This is a genomic window from Xenorhabdus siamensis (assembly GCF_037996745.1).
GTDB lineage: Bacteria > Pseudomonadota > Gammaproteobacteria > Enterobacterales > Enterobacteriaceae > Xenorhabdus > Xenorhabdus indica.
Genome location: NZ_JBBMXE010000001.1, coordinates 81,600 through 97,064, shown reverse-complemented (window position 1 = coordinate 97,064; position 15,465 = coordinate 81,600). Strand labels below are relative to the sequence as shown.

General features: G+C 50.6%; 22 protein-coding genes. All 22 read right to left on the bottom strand.

Annotated features, from left to right (window positions below):
• Complete coding sequence (locus AAC852_RS00590; RefSeq protein WP_340619347.1) at positions 1–651, bottom strand: DUF2612 domain-containing protein; 651 nt, start codon at positions 649–651, stop codon at positions 1–3.
• On the bottom strand, positions 648–1,835 hold the full coding sequence (locus tag AAC852_RS00585) for a baseplate J/gp47 family protein (protein WP_340619346.1): 1,188 nt from the start codon (positions 1,833–1,835) through the stop codon (positions 648–650). Before AAC852_RS00585 ends, AAC852_RS00590 begins: the two co-directional genes overlap by 4 nt.
• A 3-nt stretch (positions 1,836–1,838) precedes the next feature.
• On the bottom strand, positions 1,839–2,186 hold the full coding sequence (locus tag AAC852_RS00580) for a contractile injection system sheath initiator (protein ID WP_340619345.1): 348 nt from the start codon (positions 2,184–2,186) through the stop codon (positions 1,839–1,841).
• Positions 2,186–2,941 (bottom strand): phage baseplate assembly protein V, encoded by a 756-nt coding sequence (locus tag AAC852_RS00575; protein ID WP_340619344.1) that lies wholly within the window; start codon positions 2,939–2,941, stop codon positions 2,186–2,188. Before AAC852_RS00575 ends, AAC852_RS00580 begins: the two co-directional genes overlap by 1 nt.
• The gene (locus tag AAC852_RS00570) at positions 2,941–3,879 is read right to left on the bottom strand and encodes a phage protein (protein ID WP_340619343.1); all 939 of its coding nucleotides are present in this window, start codon (positions 3,877–3,879) and stop codon (positions 2,941–2,943) included. The genes AAC852_RS00575 and AAC852_RS00570 overlap by 1 nt, the downstream gene beginning before the upstream one ends.
• 224 nt (positions 3,880–4,103) lie before the next feature.
• A complete protein-coding gene (locus tag AAC852_RS00565) occupies positions 4,104–4,301 on the bottom strand; it encodes a hypothetical protein (RefSeq protein WP_340619342.1) in 198 nt (65 codons plus the stop codon).
• 20 nt (positions 4,302–4,321) lie between these two features.
• Positions 4,322–4,624, bottom strand: coding sequence for a phage baseplate plug family protein (locus tag AAC852_RS00560; RefSeq protein WP_340619341.1), 303 nt, complete (start codon positions 4,622–4,624; stop codon positions 4,322–4,324).
• Positions 4,621–5,262 (bottom strand): phage baseplate protein, encoded by a 642-nt coding sequence (locus AAC852_RS00555; RefSeq protein WP_340619340.1) that lies wholly within the window; start codon positions 5,260–5,262, stop codon positions 4,621–4,623. Before AAC852_RS00555 ends, AAC852_RS00560 begins: the two co-directional genes overlap by 4 nt.
• Positions 5,262–7,532, bottom strand: a complete 2,271-nt coding sequence (locus AAC852_RS00550; protein ID WP_340619339.1) for a lytic transglycosylase domain-containing protein — start codon at positions 7,530–7,532, stop codon at positions 5,262–5,264. Before AAC852_RS00550 ends, AAC852_RS00555 begins: the two co-directional genes overlap by 1 nt.
• Positions 7,519–7,668, bottom strand: a complete 150-nt coding sequence (locus AAC852_RS00545) for a DUF6889 family protein (RefSeq protein WP_209028292.1) — start codon at positions 7,666–7,668, stop codon at positions 7,519–7,521. The genes AAC852_RS00550 and AAC852_RS00545 overlap by 14 nt, the downstream gene beginning before the upstream one ends.
• 29 nt (positions 7,669–7,697) lie before the next feature.
• Positions 7,698–8,147 carry a phage tail assembly chaperone gene (locus AAC852_RS00540; protein WP_340619338.1) on the bottom strand — a complete coding sequence of 150 codons (450 nt, stop codon included), beginning with the start codon at positions 8,145–8,147 and terminating at the stop codon, positions 7,698–7,700.
• A gap of 11 nt (positions 8,148–8,158) precedes the next feature.
• Positions 8,159–8,602, bottom strand: coding sequence for a phage structural protein (locus AAC852_RS00535; protein WP_187650784.1), 444 nt, complete (start codon positions 8,600–8,602; stop codon positions 8,159–8,161).
• Between the two features lie 4 nt (positions 8,603–8,606).
• Positions 8,607–10,073, bottom strand: a complete 1,467-nt coding sequence (locus AAC852_RS00530; protein WP_340619337.1) for a DUF3383 domain-containing protein — start codon at positions 10,071–10,073, stop codon at positions 8,607–8,609.
• A gap of 5 nt (positions 10,074–10,078) precedes the next feature.
• Positions 10,079–10,624 carry a phage neck terminator protein gene (locus AAC852_RS00525; protein WP_340619336.1) on the bottom strand — a complete coding sequence of 182 codons (546 nt, stop codon included), beginning with the start codon at positions 10,622–10,624 and terminating at the stop codon, positions 10,079–10,081.
• The gene (locus tag AAC852_RS00520; protein WP_340619335.1) at positions 10,608–11,003 is read right to left on the bottom strand and encodes a head-tail adaptor protein; all 396 of its coding nucleotides are present in this window, start codon (positions 11,001–11,003) and stop codon (positions 10,608–10,610) included. Before AAC852_RS00520 ends, AAC852_RS00525 begins: the two co-directional genes overlap by 17 nt.
• Complete coding sequence (locus AAC852_RS00515) at positions 11,003–11,512, bottom strand: phage virion morphogenesis protein (RefSeq protein WP_340619334.1); 510 nt, start codon at positions 11,510–11,512, stop codon at positions 11,003–11,005. Before AAC852_RS00515 ends, AAC852_RS00520 begins: the two co-directional genes overlap by 1 nt.
• Complete coding sequence (locus AAC852_RS00510; RefSeq protein ID WP_340619333.1) at positions 11,509–11,919, bottom strand: DUF4054 domain-containing protein; 411 nt, start codon at positions 11,917–11,919, stop codon at positions 11,509–11,511. Before AAC852_RS00510 ends, AAC852_RS00515 begins: the two co-directional genes overlap by 4 nt.
• Complete coding sequence (locus AAC852_RS00505) at positions 11,888–12,097, bottom strand: STY1053 family phage-associated protein (protein ID WP_340619332.1); 210 nt, start codon at positions 12,095–12,097, stop codon at positions 11,888–11,890. Before AAC852_RS00505 ends, AAC852_RS00510 begins: the two co-directional genes overlap by 32 nt.
• 36 nt (positions 12,098–12,133) lie before the next feature.
• Positions 12,134–13,081 carry a DUF2184 domain-containing protein gene (locus tag AAC852_RS00500; protein WP_340619331.1) on the bottom strand — a complete coding sequence of 316 codons (948 nt, stop codon included), beginning with the start codon at positions 13,079–13,081 and terminating at the stop codon, positions 12,134–12,136.
• Between the two features lie 8 nt (positions 13,082–13,089).
• Positions 13,090–13,590, bottom strand: a complete 501-nt coding sequence (locus AAC852_RS00495) for a structural cement protein Gp24 (protein WP_187650776.1) — start codon at positions 13,588–13,590, stop codon at positions 13,090–13,092.
• 13 nt (positions 13,591–13,603) lie between these two features.
• Positions 13,604–14,863 carry a DUF2213 domain-containing protein gene (locus AAC852_RS00490; protein ID WP_340619330.1) on the bottom strand — a complete coding sequence of 420 codons (1,260 nt, stop codon included), beginning with the start codon at positions 14,861–14,863 and terminating at the stop codon, positions 13,604–13,606.
• A gap of 1 nt (position 14,864) precedes the next feature.
• Positions 14,865–15,398 carry a phage head morphogenesis protein gene (locus tag AAC852_RS00485; protein WP_340619400.1) on the bottom strand — a complete coding sequence of 178 codons (534 nt, stop codon included), beginning with the start codon at positions 15,396–15,398 and terminating at the stop codon, positions 14,865–14,867.
• Between the last annotated feature and the right edge of the window lie 67 nt (positions 15,399–15,465).

Below are 15,465 nucleotides of genomic sequence, written 5' to 3'. Positions count from 1 at the left end.
TCATAATCTGACGGCCCATCCGCCGGTATCAAAACCCGCGATCACGTCATGTTGAATGTCAAAGCCAAACAGCCCACAATGGGCTGAATTAATGTAATTATTTACGCGTACCGCTTCCGGCTTGATATTCAGGTAGCCTTGCCGGATAACGGCTTTAATAACTTCCGGAATAACACCCCCGGTCATAAACACATCCATTGTCATATTCTGGTTATCCACGAAAAACAACGTGGTCTTGCTGTCCGGTAATATCCGCTGATAGATGCTTTCCAGCATTTCACCGGAACCGTCCCAGTGATTGGCTTCAATTTTCACCCGCAGCAAGGTGCGGTAAGTTTCATCATCCAGTTCAGTAAAACCGCTGTCACTGTCATATTTTCGTTTCCAGCTTCCCTGATCGAACCCCACTGCCTCGGTATCCAGCGAAAAATACACACCGACAATCGGGGTCTTCACATAACGCGACAGACCTATCCATTCCCCGACTGCATCCAGTTGTACACCGACAGCCTTGTCCAGCGAGAACGCTTCGTTAAGTTGCAGGGTGGACTGGGTAATGTCTGACATTAAACGGGTGATGAGATTAACGTGGGCGACGAATTTAGGTGAATCGCGGTGTTGCGGGGTGATGAGTTTTAAGTAATCTCTCATGTTATCACCAGTTTGATACTTTCCGGTCGGCAGGTCACGGCCTCATTGAAACGGGTTTTCAGGTTACCGGTGACCGCGCTTTCCGCCGTGCGCCCGATTTTGATGTCTGTAATATCGTAGGTCTTGCCTTCTTCATCACCGGATAAGTTAGCCGGCGTAAACAACCTGGTCAGATAAACACTGTCCCCGATATGTATCGCGTTAATGTGATCGGCTACGGCTGTTTTAATCCGGTCACCGACCAGTGTGGTGTAACCGTCAAAAGGTATAAGATGAATTTCAATAAAAACAGCCACGTCTGCCGGACGGGAAAAGCGTATCGGGTGGGGGATTTGGTGGCGGTCAGCCACTTTAATCACCGTATCCCCGAACGTGCCACCGCCTGGCGTTTTCTTCAGGGCTATAGTCCTGGCAATCGTCGTCGCATCCCCCCCATCCACAATGAGCGCGATAGCGTGGCCGGGTATGCCGTACTCATTAGTCTGCCCGGTGTCATTTTCAAAACCCCTTAAGCGGGAAACACCGGGTATCAGGCTAATCGCCCCTAACATCCCATCCAGTACGGTACGCGAGGGCAGCGCCACCGATTTACGCTGACGTATTCGCAAGTCTGCATCGGTTTCAATGGTGCGGCCAGGTGTCGCCACGGAATGGTTGGTTACTTTCTGCCAGCCTCGTGTGGGCGTCCCTATCTCAGCAATATCCCCAATGGCGGCAGTAATTGATCCCTGAGTTTGACAGGTCGCGGTGACCGTCACGGTGCCGTGGGTGCCGACAGTGACTATATCCGGCAGTCGCCATGAATACCCCTGCACATCGCGTACCATACCATTTTTGATGACCGTACCGACCTGACCGATAAGTTCCACATCACAGGTTGACCGGGTTGAACTGTGCCGCGACATACCATTAATGGCGACATTGTTTGAGAGTGCCGCACCTGTCGCTGTTGAGGGACTGAACGAATTATAAGTGGCAATAACCGTATTGTTTGCATCATGGATAGCCTGCGCGTAAATTGCCAGCATCTGCCCGTCTTTACTGTCCGGATCAAGGTACGCATCCTCACCGTAAATCTGGCGAAAATAGCCTGTCAGCCGTTCTAATATGGCCGGGTAATCAGGCGCAGTGATGCCGCTCGCGGTAATTCTGGCCGCAAGCCCTAACGTATCGAAATTAAGCATAAGTTACCGCTCGCTGGTGACTGTGGTTCTGCCGTAACGGGTGTTAAGCGTGGCTGTAAGAGTGATTTTCCGGGTAGTGGGGTGACGCAGGGCCTCCAGAGTGATAATTTCTGTCACGCCCTCAGTACCCAGAATACGCTCCTGAAGCGCCAGTGCACTGGTGTAATTTTTCGCTAACACGGCCTCCCGGTAAGGTGTGCCTTCTTCCACATCCAAAAACCAGTCCCCGCGCCATAAATTCAGCCGGGTTTTAACGGCCTGTGCGACGGCTTCCGGGGAATCAATCAGAAACGTGTTATCGCCCTGACCGAAGCTGTAATCGCCGTCTATATCTTCCCGCCGATATCGCATTATTGCGGCCCTCCTGTGGTGTCACCGCCTGATTTAACGCCGCCGTGCGTGTGGCTCATCAGGCTGATACCGCCTGCGGTAACATCGTTTCTGACTTTTACCGGGCCATTCATCGTCGCTTCACCCCCATTAGATCCCATGCCTTGTGACAGATTGCCGTTAATGATCACATTGCCATTTAACACAATGGTCGGTGAAGTGATCTCCGTGCCTTTGTTAGCGGTGGCGGTCAGTTTGCCGGGGGTTTTGACCGTGATGTTATGGTTATCAGGGTTCAGTTCAATAAATGCCGCGCCATCATCCGTACGCAATTGAGCAGACTGAGTACTGATATTACTGATTCTCTGCGCCTGAGACTGCGGGCCAACAATGGCAAAGCCATCAGATAAGTGATGCTGGCGCGGGTCTACGGGTTCCTGTATCCCGCCGTTCTGCCACCAGTAATCAATGCAGCGGTCCGCAAACACCACCAGGCACTCATCACCCGGCTTAATTGGAAATGTCAGCGTCACCCCGCCACCGCGAGGAAAGATTACCGGGACATCCACCAGCAACGGTAATGCCACTGACTCGGTATTTCCTTCACTGTCAGTCACTTTCCAGCGTATCGCGGGTTGTGCTGTCACGGTCACGGCATCGGGATCGAATGACTGGATAATGCAGGGAATAGAGACATATAACCCTGAACTGACCGACTCTTGCATCAGTAAGAACGGCGTCTCAGGGTGATTCATACGTTCAAAATGAGTGATCATTATCGGGTATCCGTAGCTAGTGCTGCCTGAGTCATAAGTGTTTGGTCTGATTTAGCGACGCAAATTAAATCCATGTAGTACGCCTTCTCGCGGGTATCGCCGAAGTAGCTGACGTTTATCACGACATAATCGCCATCAGTATCAAAGGCGGCGGGGATCTCGTTAGGGGCGTTACTCGATGCGATAGCACCCGTAGACTTCCCTGTTTCATTAATCGAATTATTATCCAGCCGGATTAAAGTACCGGGGCGGATTTTCGGGTTAATCAGGCATTTCACATTGATGCCTGCACCAATCGTCTGTTCGGGCATCCCGATTAGCCCGGTATTGTGATTCAACACCACCGCCTCGGTGAGATAGACTCTCTTCGGGATAACGTGACACTGACCGTCCTCATAACGCCATTCGGCATTATTCTGTTTGGCGAAAATATTCATTTCGTCGCGGTGCATACCGAAAATAACCTTACCCCGTGGCGCTACGTTCAACTGAAATTCCGGGCGCATCCCAAACGTAATGCCGTACTTTTCAATATCCCGCATCAATAGCCTGTCTATATCCTGCTGCGTATAACCCGCCGATATGGTGATATTAACCGTCGCATTATTGTATGCCTGATCGCCATCCCCGGCCTGTATCACTACATAGGTATCGGTCGGGCTGTCACGTCCGGTATAGGTGTACTGGATTTGCCCGGAAAATATCTGACCTGAGTTGTCTTTGTACCCGGCTGAGAACTGAATAATCTTGTACTCGTTCTTGCGGATCTTGTTGCGTGTTTCATCGTTCAGGTTATAGATTTTGAAGATACCGGTTGCCGGGTAGGCAAAAGAGGGGCGGGTAATATTGAATTTAATTTTCAGTTCCGAGAGGTCAAGGCCTTCCCCTTTCTCATCCGCCACAATCAGCTTGCACTCGCGAATCCATTGTTTTGACATAGTGACTCCGTATATAAAGAAAAGCCCCATCACGGGGCTTTCTCTTGGTTGCTCTCTTTCTTTACCACTACAACAAACGCATGGATCAGCGCGACTATAAAAAGCAAAGAGCCATACACCCACCAGATGAAAAAACTTCGCCCTCTGGAGTTAGCTAGCGCCGCTGGAATGAGACCGAGCAAAGCTAGCATTAAGATGTCCGCGAGAGAAAAACCTGTCATATATCAATCATCCTTCTTAGCACTGCCAGTTATCATACTTACTGCACGAGCGATGCAATACGGAACTACAGCACATGCAACCGCAACGGCAGCGCCCGCAGCTTCTTGCGGGGCACTTTCAGCCACGGTTAATGCTGGTATCAACCCTATCATTGCACCCGCAACCGAACAAATAATTACCGCAAGCCATAATATACGCATTCTTGATATTCCATTTATAGTTACTGATTTATGAAGTATAGCTTGTCGTTTTTACCTAACTCTTCCCTGTTTGTCTCATTTTTTGGATTATCACTGTAAAAAATTAATGAACCGTTAAAACCTAAATAGCGGTGCTGTTCCAGAATATCCACGCCGAAAACTAGCGGCAACCCTGATACAATCGGCTCGCTATTTGGGTGCATGATGTCCAACACCCATCCGGCACAATTCCGCCACTGTAACCGCATTCGGTAACTGATACCGCCTAGCTGGATATCGAATTGTTGATTTTCAGTGTGTAAAGGTATCTCAACAAGATTCATTGGCTTCCTCCCAACCAGTCGCCCAGTTTTTCGAACTTATCTTTGAACCATTGTCCGCCACCGCCTGTACTTTTATCTAACTTAACTGCCAGACTCTCTTTCTGTTTTGGTACGACTGGTGTCTTGGTTCCTTTATCAGCAACAGGGCCAGTCTCCAGTGGCGCTTTCATTCGCTCCGGTGGTACTGTAACCCCTTTGACCGTTTTCGTTTCAACAATAATCACTTCACGCAGGGTCAAAGTGACCATCAGGACGTTTTCAGAAGTTTTATCCGTAGTCACTTCTATGGCACGGATCAGCATATTTTTATACTGGCGCTTCCCTGTGGTGACGTTGAACGGCTGCTTTGAGGCTTTCAATGCTAGTAACTGCTGATAGACGGCTTTGGGGCTTGAACCAAGTGAACCACTTTCACCCAGATCAAATATGTCAATCAGCGAGCCGCCACCCGCAAAGCCCAGTTCCATTGTTACCTCTGACGGCTTGTCATACGCATGATCACTGATAGCGGCTCCTCGTTGTACCGGGTGCTCGGTAATTTCAGCAGTATCCTGGTGCTTTTCTGAAATCACCACACTGGGAACTATCATTCCAATTTTTCTCGTCCCCTGAGAAAATAACATTGATAAAATATCCATCAGCCCACCTTCGTTTGCAGATTGCGTACCAGTATGGCGTTACTGCGCTGTACCGTTTCGCCCGTTAACGCCGCCGCTTCATACGGTGACTGAACCCCGGTGACATGAATATTGTAAGTGGGGGCAATCGTTGTTTGGTTCTGTGCCAGTGATTGTGCCGCCCGCAGATATTCCGGTGTATAACTGCTATGACTCAGCATATTCTGGATATTAGGCATGGCGTTCTCAAACATGCTCAGATCGAAATCAATCCCTTTATTACCGGGTTTAGGTGCTCTTGCCATGTGACCTTTAACGCGAGGAAGGTAGTTCCGAGTTTCTTCCGGTAGGTTACTGATACCATACTTAAGAACCTTTCCTATACCCCAGTTATACGCAGCCAGCATTCCATCTACACTACCCGTCTGCTTAAATAACTGACTAAGATACCGAGCCGCAGCTTCTGCTGATTTATACGGATCAAAAACATCATTACCTATTAACCCTTGTTCTTTGGCTGTATCAGGCATAAACTGGAACATCCCCTGAGCTTGCTTGCCAGACCTTGTAACCTTACCAATCGCGTTAGGGTTTCCCGACGATTCAGTCATAGCGATACCATGTAACAGACCGGGTTTATGACCATATTTCTTTTCTAGCATAGCAAAATAGCCGGACATTGATTCGAGCAGTGGCTTTCCCTTCAGCGATGTTTTCTTATCATCTTTTCCTTTGCCTGAAGCAAATTGCTCATCAAGAATTTTATTGGCTTCATCTAGTGTGAGTTCTTTGCTCTGAACTTTGAGTCGTAGTTGGTCTAGGTATGGATCCCCTGTTGGGATATCTATGGTTGTATCCGTGAAGCGATATCCCTTATGTTGATTGGCCCATTTATTCTCTACACCTAATGCCTGTCCAACATCACCTACTGTTCGCTTAATACCTTTAGTGGCAGAATTCAAAGAAGATTCGGCGCTGGCTTTTATATTGTCCCAATCCGAAACCACATACGCGCCATAAGCTAACAAACCTGCTCTTCGTAACAACTTGGTTAAACCGCTTGAACTTACTGCTTTGGTTACTTTCCCTAACGTACCTAATATACTGGTTAACCATTTACCAGCGAAGAATATCGCAAATCCCCAAAAGATATTTTCCCATCCGCCGACCGAATCCTTAATCTCTAACAGCCAGTCTTTAATTTGCTTAATACCTTCCTCTAGCTGCTTAAGCGTACCTTCCCATTTACTCCAGTCAATCAGGCTTTTACCGCCTTCTTGCCATGTTTTGTAGTCGTCATAGAGTAAGAATAAAGCAGCTAATAACGCGGTAATAATACCGATAGGCGAGAATAGGAATTTCTGGTTCAACGCCCACCAAGCAACAGCGATTGCGCCAAAGACTTTAATCAGGTCTTTACTGCCATCGTCTAATCTTTGCCACCAATTGATAATATCCTGTATGCCTTGCACACCCCGGTAGACCATTTGCCCCAGCACTTCGGACATGGCGAGGATGGCTTTCGTTACGGACATAATGACTTTTTCAATAGTGGGCCATTTATCCAATATGAGTTTGGTGAGCTTTTCTATGCTGGGCGTTAAGACTCTCGACAGTTCCCCGCCGATTTTATCCTTACCTGTACCAATGACCGTTTTTAGCTTGTAAAACTCAGTCATAAAGGCGTTGGCATGTTTCGCGGCGGAAGTAGGGTTATAGCCCATCGTGCGCATGATTTGACGGTAGTCAGCCGCATAGCCACCCATACCACGGCGCATAGCAAGCATGGTATTTTCATCAATACCGAGCATATTCGCGTACTGATTGGCCCGGTAGTTTGGCATCCCTGATAAGCGCTCCCCCACCAGCGCGACTAACGAAGCCGTATCCCTGAGCTGTCCGTTGGTATCACGGGTCTGGATACCCATATTACGCAGGAAGCCTTCACCGCCCGGATTGTTACGTAAGAACCGGGCTACATTCTCCAGAGAAGCGTTCAGCCCCTCGACCGTCCCCCCTGCCTGTGTCACGGCATAACCTAACGTCTTGATTTGTTCCGCTGCACCGCCTGTGCGTTGTGCCTGCCAGTAAAGCTTATCCAGATTGGCCGCCACCTGCGCCGTAAAGCCCACGACTGCCAGTGCCGCACTTTCCACGGCAGCACCCAGTTTTAAAGCATTGGCGGTAACCCCGGACAGCACCGCACTGAATTTTTTTGAGTCAGATTCTTTGACATCAAAACCGAGTGAGATCAAAAATTCTTTAATCACTTCTGCGTTAGTGTTGCTCATCTCTCCACCGTGCTATCAGGGCCTCATTTTCAGCGTCTACATCCAGCGCATCATTCATCAGGGCGATATCGGCCAGATCGATATCCCCGTTCTTTAATGACTGAAAAGTACACATACCGTGGCGAACCGGACGCATCAGGTAATAGCGTCCGTCAGGAAGGGTTTCTAAATCGAGACTGGGTTGTCCGGGAATGACGCTTCGCTCTCTGGCAGAACGGGAAAAAAATTCCCCAGTGCATCCTTAATCACCTGACCGACGATTCGCAGTAATTCCATGCCGTTGATGTCATCAAACATCAGTTGCCCGCCTGCATAGACGGCTGACCAGACACCCCCGGCTTCCCGGCTCACGACCGAGAGACAGATATCGTTAATCTCATAGCGGGACTCTTTCCCCAGTGAGCGGATACCCCCCACCAGCGGCGTGATCAGATCGGCCATATCCTCCAGCGAGAAGATGGGTTTGCCGTCTTCATCCACACCGGAAGGTTTCAGGTTTTCCCAGATGCCTTTTAGTGCCGGCACCACCGGGATTAATGCCACCGCTAAATCCTGTTGCTGAAAGGCGTTTAGTTTACCCGCGCGGTATTTTTTACCGCTGATTTCGAATTCCATATTATCCCCTGTTAAAATGTACCCAAGATGGTATCGATTTTGCCGCAGTCAAATACCCAACTGTGCGTGTTACCGACTTTGGCGTTGGAAATATCCGGTATTTTCTGGAACGCAACAGAACGTGCGGCGATGGTGTCCCCAGAGACTTTGTTACGAATCAGTATCGCGTTATTGCCCCATGTGGCTGACGAGAACTGCTGCGCGTTATACATCATCATCAGTCTGGCATTGGCGGGTGATGTTTTCAGTAAGGTTACGGTAATCGTGCCCCCTTTGCCTGCATGTAAAGAGTGCATCACTTCACCGTCTGCACCAATGGTCATGGTGTTTTTGGCTTCAATCATCGCCACCACGATCCCCTCTTCTGAGGTCGCCGCACCATTCCCCAGATCGACCGAACCCCCGACTCCGGTTATCGTGGCGGACACGTCGATAAATGAATAAGTATTCGCCATGTTATTACCTGTTTACGTTAATAATGACATCAGCGAAGTGCACCGCACCCGCCAGTTTGATAGCGCATTGAATCACCGGGGCTTTACGTTTTTCGCGTTCGGCCTGTACCTGTTCCGCAATTGGCTGCGCGTAGGTGTAATAGCCTTTGGTCAGCATCTCGCCGCGATTCAGTGCCCCGAAGCTGTCGCCGCCCCAGACCCCCGGCGCAATCAGACCGTTAGTGACTCCCTGCGACAAAGATTGTTCGACGTTCACCAGCAGTTGGGTCACGCCCTCATCGGTCTGGGGAATTTTGGTGGTACTGGTGTACATCAGGTTATACAGGTTGGTCTGGACATAGTTTTGTAACCAGTCCAGCCCGTGACGCTCGTCAATGAACGTGCCATTTGCCATCACCCCCTCCTGCACAATCGCGGTGTCGTTGTTGTAATGGACAAAGACGTTACCGTTTTTGGTTTTCAGTGCATTGGCCTGTGTTGCTGTCAGCAGTTCAGCCCGGATCGCCGGTTCCTGTTTAAATTTTAGGGTGATAGTGGTGTTATTGCCCTGAAAGTTGACCGTAAACAGGCGGCCAAACAGAGACGCAATAGCATAAGGCTGTGAAGAGTATTGCCAGAGAGTACGGCTCAGGAAAGCGCCCTTAAGCTGAGAGCCTATGTCCGTATCCACATCCGTATCCAGTACATCGGTTTTGGTGACCGTGTGGCCGTAAATACGGGCAACCGAAGCTGACTCAATATAACGCCCCACCTTCATCACATCGCTGTCAGACAGGGTATTGTCGGCAATCACCAGTCCGTACCAGGCGCTTGAGGTTTCACCCAGAATTTTGACGGCGTGTTCAATGGGTTCCGGGTTGGTCGGGTCAATCGCTGTCGCGCCAGAATCGGCATCCAGTTTCAGCAGATCACCGATATAAGCGCCACTGTCAGCACGGGTGACATAACCCAGTCTGCCCGACATTTGCAGTGAAACAGTGAAACGAGACGATATGCTGTCCCAGCGCACGGTAGCGTTTTTCAGCTTCTCGGCTACGCGTTCAGCGACGCCATGCAAATTGGTTTCTTTGCTGAAATCAATGCCGGTGATCGTGGTGTCTTTGCCGTCAATGACCAGTCTGAATGAACCGTCAGTCATCACCGTAAAGCGGCTCATTTCTTGTTCAGTCCGGTTGAGTACCGCACCGCGTAAAGCCGCCAGTACCTGTTCTTTCGCCCATCGCCCGATATACAAATCGACGGGTTGCGGTGACTGAGAATAATACAGTGTGGCCGCCTGATACTCTGGGGTATCCATGCCGAAATCGGCGCCCACCCCTTCGATATCGGTGTAGTAACGCAGCCGTTCGTGAGCGTTAATCACGTCACTGGATCCGACAATCAACAGCGAACCAAAATTCCGGCCCGATGCTGCACGGGGTGCCATGTTAATTTTGACATTAACAATGCTGGTAATGGGTAAGCCCTGCATAGGGGTTAATCTCCAAAGAATTTCACGGGTGTTTCCACCAGCGATTTGATGCTATATTCGCGCACGATTTTTCGGCGTAACGTCACGGTTACGTCATAACGGCGCTGCCATTGGTTGTTGATAAGCTCAGGTGCGGGCTGTATCCGTCCGCAATGCTGAAAGGTCAGCCCTGTCCGCGATAACTCATCATTGTTCTGGGTGATAAACAGGCCATCGCGGAACTGGGTCGCAATACGCTGTCCCGAAGGACCATAAAAACAACACAGGATACTGAGGGTTTCGTGTGACCATTGCTCGTGATGCTGATCGCTCAACTGAATGGCGGCGGGATTGGCTTCTTCCCGGATAGTCATAATGCCAAACGCACACCAGCTACTGCCTGCCGGGGGAATTTGCGGCTGTGGGTCAGTCCAGCGCGGGAATACCGTTTTAGCAGGTAATCCTGATACCGCCCGTATCCAGCGGCTGAGCACCCGCTCCAGTGCCTCATCATAATCTGGTGACGCACTGACAGGGGTCAAATACCCCGGCGTGTTACTGACGTTGCTCAACAGGTATCCCTCCGTCAAAATTCATGAGCTCACAATGAGCTTGAACAAAGCCCGATCCATACGCGGTGTAGGGGTCAACGAACGTCACCCGGTATTGCCGGCCCTGATAGGTGACGATATCGGCATCCAGTCCGGGTTGCCCCTGTGTCAGGCGAAATTGCGTCACAATCAGAATAGCCCCGCTAATCGTCTGCCCGGCTTCCATGCGGCGAGCCTCCAGCGCCCGATCGACTGTCACTACCCCCGCAAAGGGAATAGCCTGTGCGGTATTGGTGGTAATTCCGTCATCATCTGTGGTCTGGGTATTCCGGTGACACACCAGCGAGGTATCGACAAAATCCGGATCAAGCAGGATATCGCTTACATCAAGGAATGGCATTATTCCCCCTTATTTCTGATTACATAGGTGATGGATTTCAGTAAGCTGCCAGTGTCATAGAGCGGCTTCTCACCGGGCATATCTTTTGCTTTGCGGCGTTGCAAAGTGGCCTCAGAGAGAGGGTGCAGCCGATCACCGTCGCTGATAACCTTCTTTGCCCCATTGGAGGCCACCATACCCGCCCGTTCCATTTCCCGCTGTGCCGCCTCAAACTTCCCGATAATGCCGTGTTCTGCCGCCGCTTTAAGATGCTCAGTGATTACAGATTGTGTATCCTCAATGCCCATTTCCAGAAAGGGCCTCGGCGGTAAGGTCACGGTCTTGCCGCCTAGCTTGACCGTGCCGCCTGTCGATTGCAGATAACCAATTTCAGCGTTATTGATTACCTCTCCCTTGCCCCGCTCTGAACGATTGGACGGGATACCCACCAGCACATCCATCTTGCTCAGTTGATTTAAGGCGGATAACACCGCGGCGGCATTGTCCTTTGTGATTTTGAGTCCGCTCATAACAGTTGCCTCCCGCCTGCCCCGAACATTGACCACCACCAATAGAATTCACGCCCGTAAGCGGTGTTATTCCAGAACCCGGCATCAGGGTTAATGACCCCCGATGTGTCATAACTTACTGAAACCTTATCGACGGATTTCGATGAGACGATGCCACCACCCGCACTGTTTACGCCGCCACCCATCGCTGAACGGGCAATAGCTTTACCTCGCAGCTCAACGTAATGAGCCGTGAAGAGTTCAGCTAAGTAAACAAACTGGTCGCCGTGCCTGTCTTGGTCTAGCAGGATGTCAGCCTGTCCGAGATAGAACTGAATAGCGGTATCGGGGTAACGAGTGGGATCGGTAAATTCAGGGAAGTCAGTACGGAATTGCTCAACTGTCGGCAGAAGACTGTTTTTTGCCATTGGTCTTCCCCTTCTTATCATCCTGCTTTTCAGTGTCATCCAACGAAGTAGCGTAATAAGAAAAGGCCCAATGCTGAATCACGTCATCGTCAAACGCATGAATGCCCGGCGATAACTCCACATCCTGACCACTTGGAAAACTCAGTGTGGCATGCTGTGTCACCATATATCGTTTCATAGGAACCTCAGTAAAGGCGGGAATACCCGCCATTTGTTACGCTACAGGGATATCCAGATAGGCGATGGTATTCGCATAAGGAACCTCAACCTGACCCAGTTTGCCGTAGTACGTGGTTAACTGATGCAGACCGCGATATTCCAATGGAGTACTCAGTAAAGGTACCATCGGGAAGCGGATATATTTCTCTTCCTGCGTATAGGCGATCATGCGGTTTGCGCCACCTGCGCCACGCTTGGAAGCCCACTTCATGGAAACAATCTCCAATGGGTTACCGTTTTCCTGAAACGCGATACAGTTAATTTTCACGTACTCCAGTACGGAAATGTTACCGGCTTCTGAGATTTTCATGCTTGCTAACAGACCGAACAACTCAGGGGCCAGACCAACTTTGCTGGGGCACAGTGCATACCCCGAAGCAACCCACGCATCCGTTAACAGCACGTTGAAATCAGCCACGATATCATCAGGCTTACTGTTCTTTGTCCATGCCGCCGCTGCCGCACGAGGCTTAACCTGCGTGAGATTCAACAGCCCTGTTACGCCTAAATCGGCATCCCCGATGTAAACCTGTTCATCCACGTCCATATTCCACTTAAGCAGCATGGCTTCGTATTTCTGTGAGTCGATAGGGCGACCGACCTGTTGCGCCGCTGCCAGCTCTGGCAATGTCCAGCCCAGCTCCATACCCCACAAGGTGAGTGGCTGCGGTGTTTTCTCAATGCTCAGACTGATGCCGGGTATCGCCGTGGAGTTCTTGCCAATCCAGTTTTTACCGTGCGGGTTAATTCCCCCGGTCGCGGCAAGGTCGGAGTTTGTGAAGGAACTGACTTCATCAGCAATGGATACATCACTGCGCAGTGGCATATCCCGCGTCCACTTGTAGGATACCAAAGGCAGATTCAGTGTCTGATCGAGGCGCTCCAACTCTCCAATCAGAAAGATACCCGCAGAATCTACGGTAGCTTTATCAATAGTAAACATAGTAATCCTTAGATGTTGTAGGCAATTTCAATCGTGCCAGTGGCATCACCCGGCCCCATGATTTGAGCCTTGGGTAATTCGGGGGTGTTGGTGGCGGTAGCATCCGGTGTTAAGACAAATGACCCTAGCGGACTGTCTTTTTGCTCACCTGCGACTCGGACATATACCTTGCCGCCTTTCTTGGCCTTTTCTGCCGAACCTTTCACAGTAACGGTCATATAACCGCGTTTCAGGATATCGCCGGTAATGCCAGATTTGACGCCCAGATATGCCATATCAGATTGTGATTGCACGGGGTAAGGGCGTACCAGAATGCCTGCAACTTGTTCTACGCTGTCCCCGTCTTCTAATGGGACGAACTTATCGCCGTGGTATTTCCCCACCAGCCCGTAATGAGCAAATACTTTTACTGTGTCGAGCAAAGCGGGTTCGGTGGTCAAATCGCGCAAACGGGTGACCGCACCGGGGATACCCATCGGCATCCGGGTTAAATATGCTGTTCCTGCCATTGTTGTTACCTTATCAGTTGCGTTTCCAGAATTCGGCGTACTTCTTATTCAGTTCAGCCGGTGTACTGTAACGTGCGGCGCTATCTCGCGTCGGGGTTAGGGGTTTGATGTGGTTTTTTGCCTTATTGACGGCAACTGCGCCATTGAAGACCGCATCAACCGTAGCTTTCGGCACCTTACTGTAATCTTGAATGCCGAATGATTTCATGTAGGCACTGTCGCCAGTGCGGATAGCATGGTTCAGCACCTGACGTTTCAGGCCCTTATCGCCTGTGGGTTTAAAGCCCGGACAGATGATTTCCGCATCCGCAATAATGTAACGACGGTAAGCGGCATCACCAGTGACTTTCCGGTCTTCCTCTTCGTCTTCATCCCCTGTTTGTTTATCAGGGTCATCAGTATTGCTATCGCCCGTTTTACTGCCCAAAGCCTCAACCTTAGCAATTAGCGCCTTGCCCCATTCCGGGATATCGTCATCGCCCGTGGCTTTCTCCGGCTCTTTCGGGGTATCGTCGGTAGTTGTCCGCTCAGCCGTGGGTAATGCTGTAGCCTGTGCGGGCGTATTCATATTGATAGTGACGCCCGGAATCGACGCCATGCCATCAGAGGGCAACTCCGGGGCGTTGTCAGCCAGTTGTGCCAATGTATTACTATCATTGGTTTTCAGGGCATTCACGACTTGCTTTAGCCAGTCTTTCATACTCGTTTTACCTTTCTTAGTGGTGGGGGCTGAATCCCCGATTGAACAACGGGAACCCGCACGCCCTTTATCAACAATAGCGAGGTGGTTTCCGGTGATATGATATTGTTTACCCTTGCCGGGTGAGATTTGTTTGTACTGGGCATCATAGCCACAACTGACCTCAGTGATACCTGCCTTGACTGCATCAATGGCTTCCTGACGTTTAATCAGGGCATCCGCTATCAGTAAATCCGCCTTATCGCCCGTACCTCGCCGGACGTTCTGGATATGACCATGGGCCAGTGCTGAGAAGTTGGACGGGTTGACGAACACAATATTTTTGTCTGCGTCCTCTGGGTGTCCCAGTGTGACCGCGACCCCCTCAAAAGAGGCCATCGTTGCCGGTGAGAACACTTCATCTTCGGTGCGGTAAACGGTGACCAGTCCATCAAAGCCCCCTTCAAGGCCGATTTCTTCCGGCAAATAGGTTTGTGCCCCTGTACGTGCAATGGGGACGTCCTTACAGAGCAGTGAGCCATCCGCCATCTCATAGCGGGTTTCGCCCAGTTGCGTAGTGAAAAAGTATTTCATGCTATGTTCTCGGTGCGGGTACGTGAACTTCCGGCCAGCATTTGCAGTTAGGCAAACAGCCCGCATGTCCTGTCATGCCGTCCAGCGTGGGCGGATCTTCCCATCGCACAAATTTATCGCGCATCTTCTTGTGTGATGGTCGGGTGCCTGCGCCTTCAATGCGCCACCAATACCCTTCGGAACCGATGGATAGCGCTCTTGCCTGCGTTAATGCGCCCGTGGCTCTGCCGATTTCGGTACGGGCGATCATGCGTGCCCGTCCGGCTGCTACCACGCCGGATTGCATAATCATCTGGTAGAGGGCGGCGGGTCGCTCACCATTGATCACCGCCTGAATGGCGCGAGTCTGAATATCCCTGACCCGTTCAGCCGCTTCCAGCGGTAACGACTTCATGAGTTGAATCTGACGATAGACAATATCCTGTGCCACCTGACCGATCGGGGTGTTGCCGACCACATCACGTAATCCTGCGGAAATGGCATTAGAAACTGAGCGCCATTGGTCCCACTCTTCCCTTTCGACCTGCAAGAACATCTTATTCCCGACTAAATACGCCCAGTCATCAAGGGCCTGTGAATACTCAATCAGACGCCCGATTATC

What these genes read in the sequence shown, in the direction of transcription:
- AAC852_RS00490 (WP_340619330.1), bottom strand. Translation starts at nt 14,863, where the DNA reads ATGAAATACTTTTTCACTACGCAACTGGGCGAAACCCGCTATGAGATG.
- AAC852_RS00515 (WP_340619334.1), bottom strand. Translation starts at nt 11,512, where the DNA reads ATGAGCGGACTCAAAATCACAAAGGACAATGCCGCCGCGGTGTTATCC.
- AAC852_RS00560 (WP_340619341.1), bottom strand. Translation starts at nt 4,624, where the DNA reads ATGAATCTTGTTGAGATACCTTTACACACTGAAAATCAACAATTCGAT.
- AAC852_RS00585 (WP_340619346.1), bottom strand. Translation starts at nt 1,835, where the DNA reads ATGCTTAATTTCGATACGTTAGGGCTTGCGGCCAGAATTACCGCGAGC.
- AAC852_RS00550 (WP_340619339.1), bottom strand. Translation starts at nt 7,532, where the DNA reads ATGAGCAACACTAACGCAGAAGTGATTAAAGAATTTTTGATCTCACTC.
- AAC852_RS00580 (WP_340619345.1), bottom strand. Translation starts at nt 2,186, where the DNA reads ATGCGATATCGGCGGGAAGATATAGACGGCGATTACAGCTTCGGTCAG.
- AAC852_RS00500 (WP_340619331.1), bottom strand. Translation starts at nt 13,081, where the DNA reads ATGTTTACTATTGATAAAGCTACCGTAGATTCTGCGGGTATCTTTCTG.
- AAC852_RS00510 (WP_340619333.1), bottom strand. Translation starts at nt 11,919, where the DNA reads ATGGCAAAAAACAGTCTTCTGCCGACAGTTGAGCAATTCCGTACTGAC.
- AAC852_RS00545 (WP_209028292.1), bottom strand. Translation starts at nt 7,668, where the DNA reads ATGCGTCCGGTTCGCCACGGTATGTGTACTTTTCAGTCATTAAAGAAC.
- AAC852_RS00575 (WP_340619344.1), bottom strand. Translation starts at nt 2,941, where the DNA reads ATGATCACTCATTTTGAACGTATGAATCACCCTGAGACGCCGTTCTTA.
- AAC852_RS00590 (WP_340619347.1), bottom strand. Translation starts at nt 651, where the DNA reads ATGAGAGATTACTTAAAACTCATCACCCCGCAACACCGCGATTCACCT.
- AAC852_RS00505 (WP_340619332.1), bottom strand. Translation starts at nt 12,097, where the DNA reads ATGAAACGATATATGGTGACACAGCATGCCACACTGAGTTTTCCAAGT.
- AAC852_RS00535 (WP_187650784.1), bottom strand. Translation starts at nt 8,602, where the DNA reads ATGGCGAATACTTATTCATTTATCGACGTGTCCGCCACGATAACCGGA.
- AAC852_RS00485 (WP_340619400.1), bottom strand. Translation starts at nt 15,398, where the DNA reads ATGTTCTTGCAGGTCGAAAGGGAAGAGTGGGACCAATGGCGCTCAGTT.
- AAC852_RS00540 (WP_340619338.1), bottom strand. Translation starts at nt 8,147, where the DNA reads ATGGAATTCGAAATCAGCGGTAAAAAATACCGCGCGGGTAAACTAAAC.
- AAC852_RS00495 (WP_187650776.1), bottom strand. Translation starts at nt 13,590, where the DNA reads ATGGCAGGAACAGCATATTTAACCCGGATGCCGATGGGTATCCCCGGT.
- AAC852_RS00520 (WP_340619335.1), bottom strand. Translation starts at nt 11,003, where the DNA reads ATGCCATTCCTTGATGTAAGCGATATCCTGCTTGATCCGGATTTTGTC.
- AAC852_RS00555 (WP_340619340.1), bottom strand. Translation starts at nt 5,262, where the DNA reads ATGGATATTTTATCAATGTTATTTTCTCAGGGGACGAGAAAAATTGGA.
- AAC852_RS00530 (WP_340619337.1), bottom strand. Translation starts at nt 10,073, where the DNA reads ATGCAGGGCTTACCCATTACCAGCATTGTTAATGTCAAAATTAACATG.
- AAC852_RS00570 (WP_340619343.1), bottom strand. Translation starts at nt 3,879, where the DNA reads ATGTCAAAACAATGGATTCGCGAGTGCAAGCTGATTGTGGCGGATGAG.
- AAC852_RS00565 (WP_340619342.1), bottom strand. Translation starts at nt 4,301, where the DNA reads ATGCGTATATTATGGCTTGCGGTAATTATTTGTTCGGTTGCGGGTGCA.